We start from the raw sequence: 20,687 nt of genomic DNA, 5'->3' as shown, positions 1-20,687 counted from the left end.
ATATAGCTTTATTGAAAAGGAATACCACCAGCATGTGGCCGTTGGTTAAGTTTTGGGTTATATAACTTTTTAAAGAACTTCGGATGAGTAACTTTCGTATTAATGTATGCTTTTTTTAGGCTTAATTTCTCAAAGATAATATTGTGTATAGATCCATTTGTTAAAAAATCAAGCTGTAATGTTTCATTATTATTAACATCAATATATTTATAGATTCCTTCATAATTGGTAACCTTTCCACTCTCTTCGCTATGATAAAAATTAATATTGGAAGTAAATGTATTTCCTGAAACCCTTATGTGTGGCATTTGATAAAACCATTGTGCACTTGGGATATAATCTTTAATTAAGGTTATACTTTTACTGCCTTGATTTTGTGATAAAAACATATTGTTTGTGATATCTAGGAATTGGAGATGGCCTAATAATCGAAAAATATAACCTTTGAAGTCTTTTGGCATTAAGAAAATATTCTCTGAAAAACGGCTAGGACCATTTGAAGAACCTGTCCCATCGCCACCCACACGGACACCATATTTAATGCTGTTAATAGCAATAACATTACCCACAACGTCATGATTTATAGGTTCTAGGGTTTCATATCCATCATAACCAATTAATTCAAGGGCATATATAGATTGTTGATTGGTCGTGTTTTCTAGCCAATTCCCATAAACCTCTGTGCGCTCAGCTCTCGACTTTATTGAATTACCTTTATTGTTATGTAAAAAACTTTTTTCGATAGTAAAAATACTCTCAGGAAACCTATCTCTATCTGTTGCCATATAAATGCCGTGTCGCCAGTTTTTCTTTTCTGGTTTTCCACCCGAACGTGTTAACTCGAGTTGAGAAATATGTAATGAACCCGAGTTATAATCCGTGCCTAATATACCGTTACCACAGTGACGGATTAGAACTTTTGAAAGCTTTATGTACGCTGACTCATGCCGGTAGCAGATACCACCACGCTCCAAAATAATGTTATCAATATGCCAAAAATGAGAGTTTCTTAGAGCTAATGTCCAGTTGAAACGTTCTGTGCCACCTCTTAACGTCGGTCGTTTTCCATTTTTACTGATGCCCTTTAATGTTATGGGCAAAGCTCTTGTTCCTGATATACCGCGTATGTCTATCGGGTCATAAATTGCGTCACCCATTAAGTGTATTTCGTCACCTGGCGCTAGAAGATTTGTAATGTCTTTAAGTTGTTTAGCGGGTTCATTTGGCCCTACATTCCATATCTTTTTCTCTCTATAGACACCATGAGTTTGGATGGTCCATTCAATACGTCCTGTTTGCATATTATGATTATTTTTTCCATCACCTAAAATATATATGGAGTATATTTTATTATCACCGAACAGATTTCTTGCTGCTTTGCGTAAGCGGACAGTATTTCCTGAGAAAATGATTGCAGGCATAGGACGATAATCCCCGCCATCAATTGATACTTCAATATTGGATTCATTAGTTAAGGTGATAAACGGGCTGATCCCCGTGAATAACAGGCAATTTGATTGCACTAAGCTATTTGGCTGCTGTGCAAGTGAAGTTGCAAAAGCAGCACGTTTACGTTTTTCCCATTTGAATCCGATATCAACAGTTCTACAGGTTTCATCTGAGGGAGAAAGCGAACTCGTCATATCGCTAGAATAAGATTGATAAGAGAGTAACATTAAGATAAAAATTAATTGCTTAAACAATGTTTTTTGTCCTAAGTGGCATGTCAATTACGGCTATGATTTTTTTTTCTAAAAAAATTTTAAATATACTGCTGATCAGGATAAACATTTTATACCCCAAGACAAATATGCTTTGATTGGCTTTGGTGTTGTAGAAACTATTTTTTTCAAAATATACAGAACAGACTGATCAAAACCTTTAAAAATAAATAGCAGGTTGATGTAAGATAGTGCAAAAACAATGGAGCCAATAATGGCTGAAAGAATTCCATCGAGGTATTGATCAATGATTATTGCTGGGATCGCAGATATGGCCGCGGCAGAAACCAATCTTGAAGCGATCATAAAAGAAATCATTTGATAGCCAACCCTCGTAGCGAGACTCTTATAACTAAATAGCATTATGACCACTAACAGCCCAAAAATTGCAACAGAACCATCTAAACCCCATTGTGGAACAATGAAAAAGCTAATAGCGCAAGCAAAAATGAATAGAGCAACATGAACCATTGCCATACTTACTTGTTTGTCATTACTGATCAAGGTTAAATTTGCGCCTTGATTCAAGGTTATAATAGTTTTGAAAATCATCATCATTTGTAGAGGGAAAACGGCAGGTAAGTAGCGTGAACCAAATAAAAGTTCAATAATTACATTGGCATATAGCACTACAGGAACAACTACAAGTAATGATAAAGTAAGTAAATATCGTTCAGCTTGAGCCACTTGTGATTTTACATTGCCGTCTTGAACTGCCTCAGTAATCTTGGGGAGTAAAATCTCTTGATATATTCCCGGTACTAAAGTAATCGCTGCTGTAGAAAGTAAGAAGGCAATATTAAAAAAACCTGCCTCAGACAGAAAGTTATTTTCTTCTAAAACAAATACTTGGCTTTGTCTGAAAATTAAGGCACCAAGTAATACGATAATCGTTGCTGATATTACTTGGAACATCATGCGCTGCTTGTGTTCTGCAATATGCTCATTGTTGTATTTCTGTAAGGGTAATTGCTTATTGAAAAATCGAGTACTCATCCCATAAACAATACAAGCAGAACAATAAACTATAATAAAACTTTCAACTTTTGGAGAAATAAAAGCACATAATAATACGGCAACAATGTTGAAAGGGTTCGCTATTAAACTTGTTTTTGCAATGATATCAAAGCGCTTTATCCCTTTAAATATTGATACTCTAAACATATAATCTGCTTTGATTGCGACACTAAAAAACAACAATATTAGTAACCATTTTTCAATATTACTATCAGCCAAATCAAAAAACAGGATAGTAAAGACAATCAGGGCAACGATCAGTAACCTGCTATATTGAATTCGCCAGAAATAAGCAATGACAGCAGGTAATGCGTCACTATTTTTATGCTTAAATTCAGCTATAAATTTAGTGACATTTAATGATACTCCGGCATTAATAGCTAGAGTCATTAAGGCAGCAAGCCAAATAATACTCGAGTAAATACCATAGTCTTCGGTCGATAAGTGTCGAGCAATTGTCATCGATACAATTAAGCCTAAAAAGTATTCACTGTATAAATTAATGGCAGCCATTGCTGCTTGTAAAGATGTTTTCATTGTGAGTTATTAATCTTCTGGTTATGTGCTAATAATGTGATCGATAGGTCTTTGCACACTGCTGCATTGAGAAACCGGCTTGATAAATATCAATACAACGTTGGCTGTACTCTTTTAAAAGGGACTGGTCTTCTAAAAATAGACTTATTTGTTCAGCTAGGCCTGCTGCATCTGCGTAAGAATATAATAACCCATTGTGTCGATGCTTCACTAGTTCGGGATTACCTCCAACATTAGAGGCGATGGTCGGTGTACCACTGGCGAGTGCTTCTAATATAGCCAAAGAAAGCCCCTCTGTTTCAGACGTGACAATCAAAACATCAGTTTGCTGGTAGATAATATCTCGGTCGGTAACAAAACCGTGAAATGTAACCTCAACATTTGGTATCAGATCAGTCGCAAGTTGCTGGTTATAAGCCATCAACTCTCCTGTGCCGAAGAATGATAAAGAGAGCTGTTGCTGGATATCAGGAGAAAGTTTTGCAACGGCTTCTATAAGGTAGTGCTGTGCTTTTAATGGTACGAAACGACCTACATGGCTCAATCTGAGCTTTGTACTCGCGCTTTTAATCGGAGATATTGGTAATACACCATTAAGTATCGTTACTGATTTTTTCGCAAATTGCGGATAAACAGATAAGTAGTTTTTTAGTGCCTTTTCTGCGACGAAAATCATTTTATCTAGTTTTAATCTGGCAAGAAAATAAATAAACTTCCATTTTAAGCTTTGGTGTACACGCTCATTATGACGTGTATAAACAACTCTAATGTGGGTAAAAAAAGATGCTAACAATATTCTTAGTAAAGAATGGCTACTATGAACATGTACTAGATCATAGTTTTTTAGAATAGCTCTTATTTTTGATATGCTTGTAGCAAAATGAAGACGGAACTCTTCTTTCGCAATTTCTGTCTCAAGAGGCTCACCTTGCAGGCCCATGCTTAAAATCCCAACAGATAACTTTTGATTAGCTAGCTGTTCTGATGCGAGATCAATGACAAATCTTTCTGCCCCACCGACATTGAGACTACTGACTACGTGTAATACTCGCATTAATGTTCCTTTTAATTTTATATCTTGCAGATTCTATCATTTTATTTTGTTTTATAAATCTTAAATGGATACTTTACGTTGATAGATTATCTTTAATACGCTTTATCTTAGATAATGGAGAAAGTAATTTTTGTTTTATTTTATACTTTAAAGCCTCTAATGAGCGGGGGGGGTGTATAGCCTCATTTTTATTACAGTAATTATAATGTAACATCCAAGGTAAACAGCGCCATGTGATTAACTGTGCTTCACGTAATGAAATACTGCTTTGCCAAGCATTAATTCTAGTTTTATCAACTTGTTTACCCACTAAGCTATGTTGCTTTTTAGTGTAGTGCGGTAGTGATATTCCACCACCATTTTTCATACATTCTTCGTTCGTCATTCCAATAAAACCACATAATTCAATCAGTTTAGTTTCTTGATCAAGAATGTAATCTTCGTATCGAAGCTCGTAACTACAATGAGATTGACGTGCTTTAGCGGTAAAGCTATACGTTGTTGCGATATTCCAATTGCTGGCAAAAGCTATTGGATCATGTGAATTCCATCGTAATAAATTATGCATTGAGGCATAAACAGCTCTTGGGTCTCTAACTATATGGATGAATTTTGCTTGTGGAAAAATCGCCTTATACAAGTCTACTCGCTCACGGTTATGTGGGGTATGCTCGATCCAAGTTTTTGGCTTATTTTCATTGAGCTGAAAGTGGTGTCGAAGTAAGTTATAAACACGCTCTGCTGGCTCCGCCTTAACTAAGAAAGGCTGCGAGAAAGTAGGTAAGTCAATGTCTATCCCCGAAGCTCGAAAGTGAAACGTTGCTGTCATTCTATGATAAAGCGTCGTAATCTCATCCATTGTGGAAGCAGTCGAAGTAATCAACATTTGAATGAATGGCATTTCAGGCAGTGCTATTGCGTTACTATTTGCCGCTAATTGTGAAGCTAGCATTGTTGTGCCACTGCGATATGAACCAAAAATAAATACGGGTGTTATTAAGGTGTTTGTATCACTCATAATAGGATCTCTATTTTTTACTCGGGTGAAATTTTGTCTTTATGTTTCTAAGAAATAGCTCAATATAGGATTGAAACGATTTTCTGGCAATAATTATTGTGTCAAGTTGGTCTGCATCAGTCGACAGGCTTTTCTTATACAGTGTACTTCCCACGAGAAAGTTATATTTTTTATACTTGGCCGTTATACAAGATAAAACAGTGAGGTAATGTGAAATCAAACCAGGACGACAATGATTACTTTGTTTATAACTAAAGCCTGATTGATAAAATAATACTTCATGATTAAATATGAAATTATAAAGGTAGCCAATATCTTCCGAGTCGGTATATATCCTGACGAGTTGAATTTCACCCGCTTCAAATCGAGCCTTAATGAGGCTCAGATGAAATTCTTTAAAGAATGGCTTAGCGAAAGCTCCTTCTTTCCCTCGTTTTATCCATTCTTGTTGGTGAAGGACCTCTAACTTATTAAACATTAATTTTGCTTCGTCAGCGGTTTTAGCAAATTGAATTCTAGCGCCCCCTTGAGTTTCATATTCCTTTAAAGAACGTTTGATTTGTGATCTTTTATTTTTACTTAAATGAGCTAGGTAACTTGCTGGTTGCTCGAACTGAGTTAAATTGATCCAATATGAAGGTTGAGATATTGTTCTCACAAGAAAAGCAGAGCTATTAAAGGCACTAAAGTTTGTCGAAATTAGTAATCTAAATTCGTTAATATCTTCTAGATGGTTTATTGCTAAGGTCAATTGTCGGTCACGGATATTTTTATTGCAAAGAATAGAGTTGTATTCAACGACTAAGTCATCATATTCTTCATGACCGGTATTATTGAAATAACCACGTTTTTTGTTAAAGATTTTATGTTCAACACCTTTTTTCACACCAAGAAAAAAGCAACAGACCGGCTGATTATCAATATAGTTAATAATCAATTCAAGTTGAGTTGTGTCAGGTAGGCAGTTGAGCCAAGTAGAAATCCAGCCCCATGAATTAAAAAAGCTAACTTCTGCTTCCTGTTCAAGAAGTGTCCACACTTTCTTTACTGCTATGGCATTCGTAAATGGATTGAGTCTTACTAATTTAAATGACATGACGATCAATATTATTAGTTGCCGTTTGCTGATTTTTTTCTAAGCAATCTTTGTTATTCTTTTGCGCTAAGTGCCAATTAAGCAGTAGCCAATAGCTTTCATAATTATGCTCAACAGTTAGCTTTCCTATTTGTTCTTTACTAAAAAGAAATTGCTCGGCAACTGCTTCTTTGATCATTGCTCGAAAAGGATTATTGAGCCATGAAATAAAAGGAACAGGAAAACCATGCTTTTTTTGATAAATTAGTTCACGAGGAAAGTATTCACAGGCAAGTTCTCTAAGTACAGGTTTTACGTAGTCACTGCCATAGAAATCATCATTAGATAATGTTGATGATACTTCCATGACCTCAGCATCAAAAAAAGGCGAGATAAAATGCTTATCATGTAGCCCAGCAATTAATTCAGCTTCTTTAAAATGTATGGGCATATCACAATCAATAAATAAATTTTGTGCTTGATAACGAATATCAGATAAAGAACCATTTTTGATTGAAGACCAACTATCTACGGTATAACAATTATTATCTTGAAGCTTATCAATAATCTCTTGTTCCGTGGAGGTATAATGTATTCTGAATAAGTTTAAAAATAAGATTTGTAAGGATGTACTTTTTAAATTTTTAAGTACTTTTACACGACCAGGGAGAAACTTTTCACCTAGAGAAAGTAAGCTTATAGGGATATATGAGCACTGTTTTTTCCAACGCAGATGTGTTTCAAGTCGCTTAATACCGTTAGAACCAAACAGCGTATCTGCCGCTTCACCATAAATAACGGCTTGGTAAGCTTGTGGAATTTCTCTCATCATCGCTGTCATTGCTAAAGAACTATAATGCCTAAGGGGTTCTCTGTTAAGCTTGATAAGTTGTTGTAAGTCATTAAGTAAACTTTCATTTGAAATTTCAACAAGATAATGTTTCATTCCTAATATTTTAGCAAATTCTTTGGCTGTGGCTAATTCAGGATTTTCTTCATCTTTAAAAACAGGTGTTATTAAGCAGCATTCTTCAAATATGTCCTTACTAAGGGCGGCTAATAATGAAGAATCTACCCCGCCACTTAAAAAAATGGCGACTTTTTTGTAGTGTTTACTCGCGACTTTCAAATTATTTTGCAATGCAATTTTAGTCTTTTTTATTTTCTCTGTCAGGGGAACAGCAGAATACTTTGGTTTCGGTAGGACCCAATATTGCTGTTGTTGATGAATTTCTTCACCTGTTATTTTAACTGTATGCTTAGGCTTTAATTTTGATATTGCCGAAAGTAAGGTATTTGAGCTGGTTGTATAGCGATAGAGTAGTATTTCAAATTTTGCTAAAGGATCTATTACTAGATCATAAATGGGCATTAATTGTGCTCTAGAGCTAATCAGTAACTTATTACCTTGTTGTTGCCAGTAGATAGTTTTGGCACCGAAAACATCGTTAAAAAAAGTCATGCCACCACTTGTTATTAATACACCACAAAAATGTCCTTTCTCATGAATAAGTTCATGAAAATTCTGCAAAGTAATCGTTTCTTTAAGTTTATTCAAGGTCGAAGGAAAGAAGTAACCATCAACTAATAATACCATGTCAGTTAAGTGAACGATTTGGCAATTTTTATGTGAAATACGATAACTATAATCACCTATGGTAAAGAGATTAGTTGTAGTGCCGCCTCTGCTTTCATTTGTATCTCTAAGAGTTCTTGAGATTAAAAATCCATTCATGATAATGCTGCTTATTATTAAGTTATTTTTCTTTTGAGAGAGGTAATCGTTGCTTTGAATTGTTTAGTGAACATATAAAATGCAGGTTTAGGATCACACCAAGAAAAATAGATAAATGTATGGGATTTTAGCAAGTTGCTAAAGTATGTTTTGAAAATAGATAAACTATCTTGCTTATCTTTATGACGAGAAAATAAATCCTCGTATAAACTTAAAAACATACGTTGATTTATTTGTTCTTTTTCGGTGAATGGTAATGATTTTGCCACACAGAAGCTGGCATATACATTATTTTTACCGCAACTAGTGTCAAAGTAATTGCACAGTCCTAACCTTGGGTTTATTTCAATATACTTATATTGTCCATCACGGTCATCAAGTTTAAATTCAACCATGGCAGGACCTACATAATTCAAACCTTGTCCGAGCTTTGCTACTTGTTCAATGATTTCTGGGTTAGGTCGACTTATTGCATAGCTAGTCACACCAAAATGAGGAGGGGTAAGTTGTAAGCGCTGAAAGGTAAAGGCATTAATCAACTTTCCTTTCAAATCGAATGTACAGTTGCATACCCATAAATTAGCATCGTCACCAACAATAATTTCTTGAGCAATGCAGTATTGTAGCTTGTCAGCAAACGTTTGATAAAAGCTATCTAACTCTATATCGTTATATATTTGTATATTTTTTTGACCAATATAATTCATTTCATTCGAGCGGGGTTTAATTATAATGGGTAGCGAAATATTGGCTAAAAGTTGCTCTGCAGAATCTGGTAGTATCAGTAGTGATTTTGGTAAAGTAACAAGATTTTTTACCAGTTCTACTTCTTTTTGCTTATCAATGAGTTGATAAGAAAGATCACCATTAGGAATAACAAATGAAAATTTCTCTGTAAGTATCTGCTGATTTTTTGACAGGAAGTTAACGTACCAGTCTGATGTTGGGATCAGTACTAGGTTACTCTTAGGCCAATTAAGTAATATGCTTAAAAGTTCTTGTTCATTCTTGTTTTTTTGTAATGCAACTTTACGTATAGGCAGTCTTGAAGATAACACTACGTCATCAGGAGTTGCTGCAATAACATCAAGTGAAATACCTTCTAAATTAAGGCTTCTTATTGCACCTAAACCATTAGGTCCAGCGGCAAGAATGATGGCTTGGCTATCTAAACTCACTTTTGAAAACAACTATTAAACTTTATAATGGCTAAATCATCTTGTTCAACACAAAAACGAACTAAATCGAAAGGATCATTAATAGCTATATTTCTCCCTGGAATATTGTTAAATCCAATGAGGTAGCCTGCTTGTTTACTATAGTCGAGTGTCTTTTGATTATAGCAATTTTGGCGCCCTACAGGGTAAGCGATTGAGTATATCGATTGTTTTAATTTTTCTTCTAATACTTTTTTAGAGTGGGTTATTTCGTGTAATTGGCTAAGGTCATCTAACTGTGATAATATTTTATGATTCATCGTATGAGAACCAATTTCCATCCCATTATTCACCATTTCTTGTGCTTGTTGCCAATTAATAAAAAGCTGATGCTGTTGCGTAGTTAGTTTCTGGTAAGCCTGGGGGAATTTTATTTTAATATCCGCTAAAATATCATCAATACTGACAGTATTACTTTCTTTTGCGTGGCGCATAATACGGTAAATAGTTTTATCTATATCTTGAGGTCTTAAGTCATATTTTTTTGAACTGTTTGGTAAACGGTAATATTGACCAACAGAGTTTCTTAACAAGTATGCAATTTCGTCCCACCAAGGAATATGGCACGAATCGATAAAGTCAGTGACTAAATAGAAAGTAGCTGAAACATTATGTGCTTTAAGAATTGGGTATGCGTCAGTATAGTTATCAATATAACCATCATCAAAAGTTATAATCGCATATCGTTGGGATATGACTTGATTATCTTTGCTAAGCTCATGCAATTGTTTAGTATTTATAATGGTGAAGTTATCTTTGATGGCTATAACATGATCATTAAATGCTTTTGTCGAGCATGAGTAAATAGCTCTATCAAAAATGGTTGTGTATTTATCACCAACTCTATGATAATTGAATACATATACACCGTTAGGCAGGTTTCGCCACCTAGCATGAAGAATGCCAGATAGCTCTAATAACTTTCTTAATCCTTTTTTTAAGCGAAACCCCATAAGACCCTTAAGATAATTTTTTAAATGCTGGTTTTGGGAGGATGAAATCACGGTAAAGGTGAGGGTTACCTGTTTCCCCTGCCTCTGCTGCTTTCGCTATATTATACATCTCACGTGCAGATGTATAATGCAGTGAGTATTTTTCGCCATCATTGTATTTTGTTTCTAAATAGCTATGCATATCATGACGATCTTGACCGAGAAGTGTATCCATATCAGGTTCTTGAGTACCATGGGTGTGAACTTTAATAAAAACCCACTCCGGACGTCCTTTTACATGTATGTGTGAACTAACCCATTGATCTATTCGAGAGCGAAGTGGTGGGACTTTTTTACGTACATCGGCATTTTCGATGTGAGGTAAACCTTTAGCTGTTCTCCATTTGAAATTCAAGCCTATTGGGCCTTGAATCATCATTAAGTCACCTTGCTGTGTTTGGTTCACTCTAACATCAATACCGGTATCATGCCCTTTGCAATGGCCATCTTTACCCGTTGCATAATAAATAGCATTTACTTTGCTTGTTTGGCTTGGGCTCGGAGATGATGGCAATGTCATATCAACATAGCATCCCGTTGCTTTTAATAAGCTAAGTTCATTATTGATACCGCAATGAGCACCACCGGGTAATGAGTTATCTAATGCCCAATTTCCATGGATAAATGCATACATTATTTGTCCCGTATCAGGGTGTATCGATAAAGCTCCGTGATCTTCATTTAGTGTTTTCGCGAAACTCTCAATGGTCTTAGTAAAGTTCTCAGCAGTGTCATCTTCATGGTGTAAATGAATCTCTATTTCACCAAAACCGTGGTAACACATGTCAGAAAGTTTGGCCAAATGTTCATATCGATATTCCTCTTCTGGATAGAAGAAACAATGCTTTGGCATATGTCCATCAGCATCCTTATGCTGCTTAGCCATTTCAGGATATTCATTGAACCAACGATCTACGCGTGCTCGCTCTACTTCAATATCGTCATTTCTCCATTGCGGTTCATAATGATCAACAAAGCAGAAAAGAACATGGGTTGTCCCATCAACTTTTGGACGTGAAATAATTTGTTTGATATATGGCACAAACCACATATGCATTTCTTTCAACTTCAATACTCGCCAAAAAACGATAGCTGATAAAATGATTAAACCAATAACAATGTACAACATTAAGAATTCTCTCCTTGACGGGCGGTTCTTTTCCAACCACCACTCTTATGACCTTTACAAAAACGTAAAAAACCTTGGGCTAACGCAATATTCATTGATACAAAAAAGCTAATAATTGCAACGGGTTTATTTACGTGTTTTTGTTGATTAATTCTTTTCAAACCAATAAGGCCAGTACCATAAAAAGCTATTTGCAGGGCTAAAATAAGATTAAAAAAATCGTTTCCTAGTAAACTAGCATTAGCGATAAATAAAATAAGCATTAAATGAGGAGCAAACCATCGCAAAACTTTATGTGACCAGTAGCACCAACTCATAATACCTAACATTGGTGAAAGTGCCCAAAGATTGGCGAAGAATGCTTTATAGTTGCCGATACCAATACGTACACGGCGGCCAAATTCATCTTGCATTGACGGTGCTACTTCTTCTTTCGCAATTGCTTTATTATTGTAAACAACATCATAGCCTTGCTTTTTAACATTCATGACAATGCAGAAGTCATCGACAATGGTATCTGTAGATAAGGGAATATAAAGATCTCTATAAAGTGCGTAAATTGCACCGTTGGCACCTAATAATGAACCAAGTTGAGATTCTGCTTTTTTAAGGAATTGTTCATATTTCCAATAAAAGCCATCTAAATTTTGATTGCCATCATCTGTTTCTAAAATTAACTCACCAGATACAGCTCCAATATTATTGTTAAAGCTTGAGACTAATACTGAAATAGCATCAGTATTAAAATCTGTGTTAGCATCGGTAAATACTAATATTTTCGCTTTAGATTTTGCAATTAAATCATTTAATACTGATATTTTTCCACGATTTACTTCATAGTTAAAAGCGATAACCCTAGGATCTGAGAATGACTCAATAATTTTTCCTGTATTATCTTCACTGCCATCAGAAGCTACTAAAACCTGAACTTTTCCAGGGTAATCTTGAGCCAATGCATTCTCTATACGTTCTTTAATGCAAGACTCTTCATTATAAGCCGCGATAATCACATCTACACTTGGTAGGTCTGTCGGCATTTCCATTTTAATTTCTTTTGGCGTAACAAATACCTTAAGAAGCAAAGGGTAGAGTAGGTACGAATAAATAATCAAAAATAATGCTAGCCAGAATAAAGTTATCATTTATCAGTTCCTTTATTTAATATTCTACCGGGTATACCAACTGCGGTTGCCCCATCTGGAACATCTTTTACAATAACTGCATTTGCACCAATTTTGGTATTATTGCCAATCATTACATTTCCGATAACTTTTGCACCCGCCCCAATAAAAACATTATTACCTAATACGGGCGATTTTCCTTTTTCATCACCGATAACAACGCCACTTTCAATAATGACATTTTTACCACCTCTAACTTTTGAGTTGATCACTACACCGATGGGATGAACTAAGACAAAGCCATCACCAAATTCTGCTTTTGCTCCTATTACACAGCCATAAAGCACCTTATTTATCCATTGTATTACCAAAACTAAAGGAAATAATAGTTTAAATTTTGTGAGATAAGATGTTAATCGATATAAAATATTAGCGCCAGTACCATCTGTGAAAATGACCCGTAATAAACTAATATTAGCACCGTCGTCAATAAATAGGCGTTGTTTACTTTTTAAATCGTTAAATATTTTCATTGTTAAATGCCAAGCCTAAAATACTTTTTGCGTTATGTAACCATTGTCTTTCGTTAATTATATAATTTCGAGCATTTATACCTACTGCAGTTAGGTGCTCTACATCTTGAGATAGTGATAAAACAGCATCAACACATTGTTGCTTATTGCCTATTTCAAAAAGCCAGCTATTCTCTTTATCAGTGACTACTTCTTTCATAGGCTCAAATGCTGGCACGACCATACCACAAGCCATTGACATAAACTCAAAATGCTTCATCGATGACCCATATAAATTAGAATCAGGTAAAATACCAAAATCCATTGCAGAAACATATTTTGGAACATCTTTATGTTCTACTTTACCGGTAAGTACTATCTGATCTTGTAGGTCATATTTTTCTACTAATGCGATGATATCAGGATAACAAACGCCATCACCCACCAATAGTATGGACAAATGAGGATTTTTTTTTAGTTGTGGAGCGATTTCTTCGATAAACCAAACAATTCCGTGCCATTTTACAAAAGCACCAACATAACCACACACTATTTTATCAGTTAACCCAAGTGTAGATTTAACACTCTCTTTTTCATATTTACTTGGATCAAAGTACTCAGGATCTGCGGCATTAGGGCAAACGATTGATGGGGCTATATTACTATAGTGAGTCTGAGATAGTTTTTGAAAATAAGTAGAAATGAATACGAGTCCGGTAGCATTAGTAAAACACCATTCTTCAATATATTTGGCTAAAGAGCGTAAAAATATTGGCCTTACCCGTTCTACTAATACCGAATCATTAATTTCAAGAATGAAAGGAATATTACGTCGTTGGGCAATTTTGATCCCAAGAAACATAAAAAGAGAATAGCGTTCATAAATGAGCTGCGTTTTTTTGTGCGCTAAAGATTTAGGTAAGCGAAACAAAATAATTAGATTGTAAGCGAGTTCAAAGAGTTCAAAAACAAATTCTGGAAAGTATTTAGTAATTTTGGCCAAAAAAGTGAAAGGGGAGCTTTTAACTACTTTTGCCTGATTTTTAGTAACTTCGGAACTATTGTTGTCTTTTTCAGGATCTGAGCCTGGAAATGACAGAATATTAACGCAATGACCAAGTTTTCGTAATGCAGTTACAATACCTAATATATGAACGCCTTCTGCTCCTTTTCCTCGCGTTCTGTGATGGTATAATATGTTCATGTATGTAATTTTCTCCATTTTTTTTATATATAAACTTAGTTTTCTCGATTAAGTTTTAATTAAATCAACGCTAAAATATTCAAACTTCTTCTAACGCACCTTTAAATAAATTTACATTTTTTTCCCAATTAAACTGTTCTGCACTCTTAATAATATCGGTTTTATTCCATTCATGAGATAGTGCTAATTCAAGTGCATCAGCAACTTTTTTGTTGTCTATACCATTAACTAAATAGCCATTAACACCATTGACTAATATTTCTGGTATCCCGCCAACAGCAGTCGCAACAGAAGGGATGCCACAGCTCATGGCCTCTAAAACAACATTTGGTACACCTTCAGCGTGACTCGGCAATAATAAAAGTTTTGACTCTTTCAAAATACTTGCTATTTCTTGGTGGCTTTTAGCCCCCAAAAACTGAATATTTCCCAGTATACCTTTTTTTGTAGCTTCCTGTTTTAATTCAGCTAAATCAGGTCCGTTGCCAATATAAATGAGTTGATAAGAGGGATGCTTTGGTAAAATCAGGTGAAAGCCTGCTAATGCTTCAAAGGCTCCTTTACTTCTTTTTATGTTACCAACAAATAAAATTTGTTCTTTTGCTGGTGTATTTGTAGGACTAAAGAGTACTGAATTCACACCATTGTATATAACTGTTGGCCTATCTTTGTCGACGCCAATGGAAATTAATTTGTCACTGAGTGCGCTGCTAACACAAATGATCTTTTGGGCTTTATTTCCTACCCAGGAAATTTGCTTTCGCCTCGCTGCATAATTGGTATGAATATTTATATCACTGCCGTGGACTTTTAAGAAAAAAGGGATCTTGAGTAGCTTCGACAATAAATAACCTGCTACACCATCGGGATATGCCCAACATGTTAATAGTAGGTCTGGAGATGTCCGCTTGATCCAGCTAAAAGAGTTTAGCCATAATGATAAAAATAGTAATATCCCATTAATAGGGGAGCCTATAATAGGAATATAAAACTGCCAAGCATACTTAATATTTTCGGTTGATTTAGTATCATTTTTTATCCATTCAGGAAATGCGATAGGAACAACAATATTAATATTGAAGTCCTTTGCTAATAAATCAAGCTGAATTTTATTATAAGTCCCTCGTGTAGGTTGCCATGGAAGTGGGTAAACATTTGTTACAACGAGTAAATTCTTTTTTTTATTCATTTTATTCTTTAATAACTCTCAACGACAATAAATTTCCATTGACCATAATCAATTAGAGAATTTCTCCAAGGGAATTGTGCTAGCTTAACAAAGCCATAATCTAAAACAAGGTTATATACCCCAGTATTAGAAATACCTAATTCATTTAAAGAATATGATAGTTTAGAGTTGCCTTCATTTATATCACCTTCTTTCAAATCAAGTGTTGAAATCAATGTAGAATACTCGTCGTATACTGACAACTTTCTACCAGAGGTCCATTCAAATGTTGCCGCACTGGAAAAGCTTATTTCTAAATTATCAGTTTTTAGTACCTTTGTGATAGGGGCGGGGTATATTTCTGTAATACCTGCAACAGGCTCCGTAAGGGGCCCTTTATATGCTATTGGCCAAGTTGCAGAGTTGTCCGGATCAACTGGCACTGTTTGGTTAATGTTATCGACAACTGCAAAAATCCATTGACTATGACTTACTTTTGCTGTTTTCCAAGGCGTACTTTGAAATTTTGCAAAGCCAGAGTCAATAGTTATATAATAGATACCTACGTTTTTAATACCAAGATCTGAGAGTAAAAATGAAATACTATGCTCTCCTTCATTTGGACTTCCAGGTTCTAAATCTATATCGGCAAGGAGGTTAGCATTATTATCATAGAGCTTTAATTTACGGTCACTTGTCCATTCGTATACAGTGACACTGGAAAATTGTATTTCAAGCTTATCGAGCAATGATACTTTTGTTAGAGGAGCAGGGTATACGCTTGTGATCCCAGTGACACTTTCAATGAATGGGCCTGCAGTAGCTAATGGCCAGCTATCTATAGCCTCAGGATCAATAATAATGTTATCTTTCGAATCGAAAGGACCATCACCAATAGTCTTTCCTTCAAATGCGCCTAAATCTGGATATGCTCCCTCAATTGTTCTAGGAGAGGTCATAGTATTTTCATTATATTGGGACGTTAAAGGATGCAGATCGCTAGAGTTTTTATCCGATAAGGTAGCGCTGTCAAGTGCAGAAGAGCCATTTCTTAGTTTAAAGTTATAACTGTCGATGTCGGTAAATCCAATCGTTTTACCAAGTATCATCTTACTGTTGTTAGTATAACTTCCTGAAAATTCTATGTTATCAGCATTGACTGCCGTATTTGTACTTACCCAATTGGTACCAGAGAGCGTGAGGTGACCAAAACCAGATAGCCAACTAACATTGGTGTCACCATGCGAATAAAATATATTATTTGAAGCTTCTACTGACTCATCATTAGTGTCCATGATAAATAGTCTTGTTCGCCAGCTTAAGGGCAAAGAATCATGTGTCGAATAAATATCTAAGAAAACGGTGTTGTGGAAAAAGTGTAATGTGCCTTTACGATATATATCAGTAACCCCTGTATCTCCACCATAATGAATTAAACGTGAAGCATAAACTCTATTTTCGTGATTAGCTGCACTAATTATTGTGTTCCCGTAAACCCATGTATCATGAAAATTAGGTTCTTGGGTGAGTATCTTGTAACTGTCTTCAGGGTCGACGAGGTCAATCGCATATGCACCTGCAAAAATTTTGTTATATCGGATAACAGTGCCAGATGAACGGTCTTTAATTGCGGCACCTTTCGATAAAGGTCTAAGAGAATTTATTTTGTTGTACTGTATGATAATCCCTGCTGCTTGCGTATAGATATTATGCTGCCTAAAACTGTTTTTTACACCATTATCCGAAAATGTATTGCCTTCAATAATAATATCACGTGAAATCTCTTCTTCACTATTTTTTGAGAGAACAAAGATACCATTACCATTATCAATAATCTGACAGTTTTTTACGGTTAAAGTGTCTACCAAACTGGCCCATATTGCAGCAGAACTTTGGGCATAATTTCTCTCTTGACCAAATTGGTCGGTAAATTGGTTCGTAGTTGAGGCGCCAGTGAGAATTAAGTTTTTGATGATGATGTGGGATGGTTTTAATCCCCAACGCATGCTCCGATCTCTTTTAATTAGGATAAGTCCATTTGCTTCATCCCATTGCTCACTAAAAAAACTGATAAGGCTATCAGGGGTTGTTGCATTCTCTCCCGAAATAATAGGTAGTTTACCCTCAAAATTGGCGACTCCAGATATGGTGACTGGTTTGTCTTTAGTACCTATGCTACGTAAACCTATTTTTGTTCTGTAAGGTTCTTCTCGATAATGAATTAATACGGTGTCGCCAGCTATAAGTTCTAACCATGGGACTGTATTTAAATTTTCATATGGTTGGTTAGGCCCAACCTTATAGGTGTCTGCGAATGTAAAAAAAGAAGTGAAAAGTAGAATGGGTATACTGAAGTTTAGTTTTATTGAAATCATAGCTATATCCTTAACGCAAACCTTTATTGAAAATTAACAAAAATCCAATAAGAAAAATGTTTTAGTTTGATTAATTGTAGTTAAATATTTTTAATTATGGGGAAAAATTAATGATTCGACGGTGAAATATAACTAAGTTTAAGATTTTTATCATAATTTAATGAAAAAAAAACCGACTTATTAAAAGCCAGTTTTTATAATATTACTTTTGCAATTATACGTTACGTTTTCTTCTACCAGCAAAGCCTGTAGCAATTAGACCTAAACCAAATAATGCGATAGCTGTTGGCTCTGGAACTGTACGTACTTTAAATTGTGCAATAAGTTCGTTTGATTGTTGTTCTTTAGTTACGAAACCAGCACATAAGTCAGCACCATTAATACCACATTGTTCAGGTGCTAATGTTGTTAGACCAGATAAACGAGTTGTTACGTAGTATAAAGTGTCGCTCCAACCTGGAATTGGTTGGCCTGTTGCTGTTAAAAGTACAAATGGAACGGTAAATTCTAAAAAGTTATCACCAAATGTTACGAAATCTTGAGCTATTGTGGGGATAGTTAGTGCGAATATATCACCACAACCGTTAGCGTTATCGTCAACGTAATTTTCCACACCGTTAGGACAAAGGCCATTAACATCTACACCTTTATTTGGTGTTTCTGTAAATGTCATTGCAAATTGAAGTTGAGGAGCAAAGTAAGGTGCATCAGCTGTAGGGTCGCTTTCGCCAGGCAGTGCAACCCATGATGTTGGTGTTAATGTTAAACCATCAAATAAGCTACCAGAAACTAAAGAATCACCCGTAATAACCCAGTTTTCATGAGTCATCGAAGTACCTTGAGCCCAGTTCAAATCATTAGTTGAAATACTGCCTTCAATAGGGCTATCAATGTATAAGCTACTCTGAGGGTCGCCACTATTCGCGCCTGCTGCAGGAGTACCCCAAGTTAAGGTTGTGTGCAATGCATTGTCAGTACCATCAACGATGATATTGCCGTTCGTATCTAAAATGTTATCACCATTTACAGTTAATGCACTATTATCACCAGTTGAAGAGTTACCTGAAGCAACAACATCATCAGCAGTAGTTGTTGTAGCACCTTCACTAGTCCAAGTAGCGAAACCTGCTTGGTTGTTATAAGTCCATTCTGTAACTACACCAGCGTTTGCTGCGTTTGCTAATGTTGCTGCTAGTATAGTTGCGCAGACTTTAAGTTTCGTATTCATGCTATATCCTTGTGCTGTTTATTAAAATTGATTAAATTCGTTGTCTGACCATGAAATGCACTGTCCATGCCAATACTTTAAACTTCTTTCTTAACAGTAACTTAATTTTTTTCGAATAACAGAAATAATCTTAGTTGTAAAATATACTGACACCTTATTTGCAACACATAAGAGTTTAAAATCGTATTTAATTTATTTGTTGAATTTTCCATATTAATTTAGTTCCGCTTTTTCCCAGCAGTGCATTCACTAGTTTTACTTTCTTCAATTTAGTTAAACTTACTGTTTCGAACATGTGGGCTTGAAACTTATAAGCGATATCATAGCTGCTACCATTTTTGATAACTTGCATATAATTCCAGTTTACAGTTTCATTGCTCTTGAGTACTTGCCAATTTTCTGGAATAAACTCATTTAAATAAAAATCAACTGAGTTTTCGAGCCCTTTTGAATCGAAGCTATATGTGATGATGAATTCTTGGTCATTTATTTTGTTTTGACAAACTTGATACTGATTATGTAATTGGGGAAGAGGTATAGAAGTAGTGATTTCGTGACAGATATTGTTTTTTGAAAAAGCCACACTTGGAATAGCTTTTTTTACAAAATCGGAAATTACTAGTACAAGCAATGCAGAGAAAATTATTGCTGTTGTATTTACTCGATCGCTTTGCGGGTTCTGTTTCTTAGCGTTAGTTTCACCAACCGTGACGAATCTCTGACCAAAATAAAATAGCGAAACCATAAATGGTATATATAAATACCAGCCAAAAGAATTATGGTCTGCCATTAAGCTACTTTCCATGTTGGTATAATTACCGATAACTATAAGGCCTGTGATTCTTATCCAGTTTGTTAGCAATGCCCCTAGAACAGCAATGCATAAAAATAATGCACCATGCGATGCCTTTTTTATATTAAGAAAAATAAATAAACTTGATATGGCAAGTGAAACCAATAAATACCGTAAACCACTACAGCCTCCTGCTATTTCAAATACACCGGGAGGGATAGTTATAATATTACCTTCAACATAAGTGGGAATGCCGGTATAGCCCATAATAATAGTAACCGCATCTGTCGAAATATTTTGCAGAGTAGATGTTAAAGCTCCCCATACGGGAATAAGAAATATTAAAAATAATGAAGGGAAAAGCACTTTAAGCGTTGGTTTAAAGATAATAGCAATTATAGAAGTAAGAAAGAGTACTAATGTGGTTCTATAGCCAAATGGAAATTGCGCTAAACTAAAAGTGGATAATGCATAAGCGCAAACAATGGTAATGACAATGCATAGTGGATTTAACTTATTGCTGAACTGCAGCTTCCCCTCGTTAAATAATATCCAGTATAAATAGATGCTAATTATTGGAATAAGGTATGCGTGAGAATATGTTCCATCATCGAAGCTATATATCCAAATATTCTCAATAATAGGTAGCTGCGTAAGAGCAATAAATAAGTAAATTAGAGTGAGAATAACGAGAGGAAAATATTGTTTAATATAGAACACAGCTAGCCTTTTAAACAAATTGTAATTAGAAATAAAGGCGCCCAATTGAGCACCTTTCGTTAGATTAGTTT

The 20,687-nt window shown here is 35.2% G+C and carries 16 protein-coding genes; all 16 read right to left on the bottom strand.

Annotated features, from left to right (window positions below):
- Positions 1-8 precede the first annotated feature (8 nt).
- Complete coding sequence (locus H4J66_RS10575) at positions 9-1,703, bottom strand: hypothetical protein (protein WP_182174145.1); 1,695 nt, start codon at positions 1,701-1,703, stop codon at positions 9-11.
- Positions 1,704-1,778: 75 nt separating this feature from the next.
- Positions 1,779-3,275 (bottom strand): lipopolysaccharide biosynthesis protein, encoded by a 1,497-nt coding sequence (locus H4J66_RS10570; RefSeq protein ID WP_182174142.1) that lies wholly within the window; start codon positions 3,273-3,275, stop codon positions 1,779-1,781.
- A gap of 28 nt (positions 3,276-3,303) precedes the next feature.
- On the bottom strand, positions 3,304-4,329 hold the full coding sequence (locus tag H4J66_RS10565; RefSeq protein ID WP_182174139.1) for a glycosyltransferase family 4 protein: 1,026 nt from the start codon (positions 4,327-4,329) through the stop codon (positions 3,304-3,306).
- A 73-nt stretch (positions 4,330-4,402) separates the two neighbouring features.
- The gene (locus H4J66_RS10560) at positions 4,403-5,347 is read right to left on the bottom strand and encodes a sulfotransferase (protein ID WP_182174136.1); all 945 of its coding nucleotides are present in this window, start codon (positions 5,345-5,347) and stop codon (positions 4,403-4,405) included.
- A 10-nt stretch (positions 5,348-5,357) separates the two neighbouring features.
- Entirely contained in the window at positions 5,358-6,443 is a 1,086-nt protein-coding gene (locus H4J66_RS10555; RefSeq protein ID WP_182174133.1) for a GNAT family N-acetyltransferase, read from the bottom strand.
- On the bottom strand, positions 6,433-8,157 hold the full coding sequence (locus tag H4J66_RS10550) for an asparagine synthetase B family protein (RefSeq protein WP_182174130.1): 1,725 nt from the start codon (positions 8,155-8,157) through the stop codon (positions 6,433-6,435). The genes H4J66_RS10555 and H4J66_RS10550 overlap by 11 nt, the downstream gene beginning before the upstream one ends.
- A 17-nt stretch (positions 8,158-8,174) precedes the next feature.
- Positions 8,175-9,347, bottom strand: coding sequence for a hypothetical protein (locus H4J66_RS10545; protein WP_182174127.1), 1,173 nt, complete (start codon positions 9,345-9,347; stop codon positions 8,175-8,177).
- Positions 9,332-10,327: a polysaccharide deacetylase family protein gene (locus tag H4J66_RS10540; RefSeq protein ID WP_182174124.1), complete on the bottom strand. Its 996-nt coding sequence runs from the start codon at positions 10,325-10,327 to the stop codon at positions 9,332-9,334. The genes H4J66_RS10545 and H4J66_RS10540 overlap by 16 nt, the downstream gene beginning before the upstream one ends.
- A gap of 7 nt (positions 10,328-10,334) precedes the next feature.
- Entirely contained in the window at positions 10,335-11,495 is a 1,161-nt protein-coding gene (locus H4J66_RS10535) for a hypothetical protein (protein ID WP_182174121.1), read from the bottom strand.
- A complete protein-coding gene (locus H4J66_RS10530; RefSeq protein ID WP_182174118.1) occupies positions 11,495-12,637 on the bottom strand; it encodes a glycosyltransferase family 2 protein in 1,143 nt (380 codons plus the stop codon). The genes H4J66_RS10535 and H4J66_RS10530 overlap by 1 nt, the downstream gene beginning before the upstream one ends.
- On the bottom strand, positions 12,634-13,149 hold the full coding sequence (locus H4J66_RS10525; RefSeq protein ID WP_182174115.1) for a serine O-acetyltransferase: 516 nt from the start codon (positions 13,147-13,149) through the stop codon (positions 12,634-12,636). Before H4J66_RS10525 ends, H4J66_RS10530 begins: the two co-directional genes overlap by 4 nt.
- Entirely contained in the window at positions 13,136-14,332 is a 1,197-nt protein-coding gene (locus H4J66_RS10520) for a glycosyltransferase (RefSeq protein ID WP_182174112.1), read from the bottom strand. The genes H4J66_RS10525 and H4J66_RS10520 overlap by 14 nt, the downstream gene beginning before the upstream one ends.
- Positions 14,333-14,411: 79 nt before the next feature.
- The gene (locus H4J66_RS10515; RefSeq protein ID WP_182174109.1) at positions 14,412-15,521 is read right to left on the bottom strand and encodes a glycosyltransferase; all 1,110 of its coding nucleotides are present in this window, start codon (positions 15,519-15,521) and stop codon (positions 14,412-14,414) included.
- A gap of 8 nt (positions 15,522-15,529) precedes the next feature.
- Entirely contained in the window at positions 15,530-17,875 is a 2,346-nt protein-coding gene (locus H4J66_RS10510; RefSeq protein WP_182174106.1) for a hypothetical protein, read from the bottom strand.
- A gap of 214 nt (positions 17,876-18,089) precedes the next feature.
- A complete protein-coding gene (locus tag H4J66_RS10505; protein WP_182174103.1) occupies positions 18,090-19,103 on the bottom strand; it encodes a THxN family PEP-CTERM protein in 1,014 nt (337 codons plus the stop codon).
- A 187-nt stretch (positions 19,104-19,290) separates the two neighbouring features.
- Entirely contained in the window at positions 19,291-20,661 is a 1,371-nt protein-coding gene (xrt, locus tag H4J66_RS10500) for an exosortase (protein ID WP_182174100.1), read from the bottom strand.
- Positions 20,662-20,687: the final 26 nt, after the last annotated feature.

This window comes from Colwellia sp. MB3u-55 (assembly GCF_014076785.1).
Classification (GTDB): Bacteria; Pseudomonadota; Gammaproteobacteria; order Enterobacterales; family Alteromonadaceae; genus Colwellia_A.
Note: the sequence above shows the minus strand (reverse complement) of the source record. Positions and strands in the feature narration are given on the sequence as shown.

Coding starts and splice junctions, on each gene's coding strand:
- H4J66_RS10570 (WP_182174142.1), bottom strand. CDS start 3,275: ATGAAAACATCTTTACAAGCAGCAATGGCTGCCATTAATTTATACAGT.
- H4J66_RS10565 (WP_182174139.1), bottom strand. CDS start 4,329: ATGCGAGTATTACACGTAGTCAGTAGTCTCAATGTCGGTGGGGCAGAA.
- H4J66_RS10560 (WP_182174136.1), bottom strand. CDS start 5,347: ATGAGTGATACAAACACCTTAATAACACCCGTATTTATTTTTGGTTCA.
- H4J66_RS10555 (WP_182174133.1), bottom strand. CDS start 6,443: ATGTCATTTAAATTAGTAAGACTCAATCCATTTACGAATGCCATAGCA.
- H4J66_RS10550 (WP_182174130.1), bottom strand. CDS start 8,157: ATGAATGGATTTTTAATCTCAAGAACTCTTAGAGATACAAATGAAAGC.
- H4J66_RS10540 (WP_182174124.1), bottom strand. CDS start 10,327: ATGGGGTTTCGCTTAAAAAAAGGATTAAGAAAGTTATTAGAGCTATCT.
- H4J66_RS10535 (WP_182174121.1), bottom strand. CDS start 11,495: ATGTTGTACATTGTTATTGGTTTAATCATTTTATCAGCTATCGTTTTT.
- H4J66_RS10530 (WP_182174118.1), bottom strand. CDS start 12,637: ATGATAACTTTATTCTGGCTAGCATTATTTTTGATTATTTATTCGTAC.
- H4J66_RS10525 (WP_182174115.1), bottom strand. CDS start 13,149: ATGAAAATATTTAACGATTTAAAAAGTAAACAACGCCTATTTATTGAC.
- H4J66_RS10520 (WP_182174112.1), bottom strand. CDS start 14,332: ATGAACATATTATACCATCACAGAACGCGAGGAAAAGGAGCAGAAGGC.
- H4J66_RS10515 (WP_182174109.1), bottom strand. CDS start 15,521: ATGAATAAAAAAAAGAATTTACTCGTTGTAACAAATGTTTACCCACTT.
- H4J66_RS10510 (WP_182174106.1), bottom strand. CDS start 17,875: ATGATTTCAATAAAACTAAACTTCAGTATACCCATTCTACTTTTCACT.
- H4J66_RS10505 (WP_182174103.1), bottom strand. CDS start 19,103: ATGAATACGAAACTTAAAGTCTGCGCAACTATACTAGCAGCAACATTA.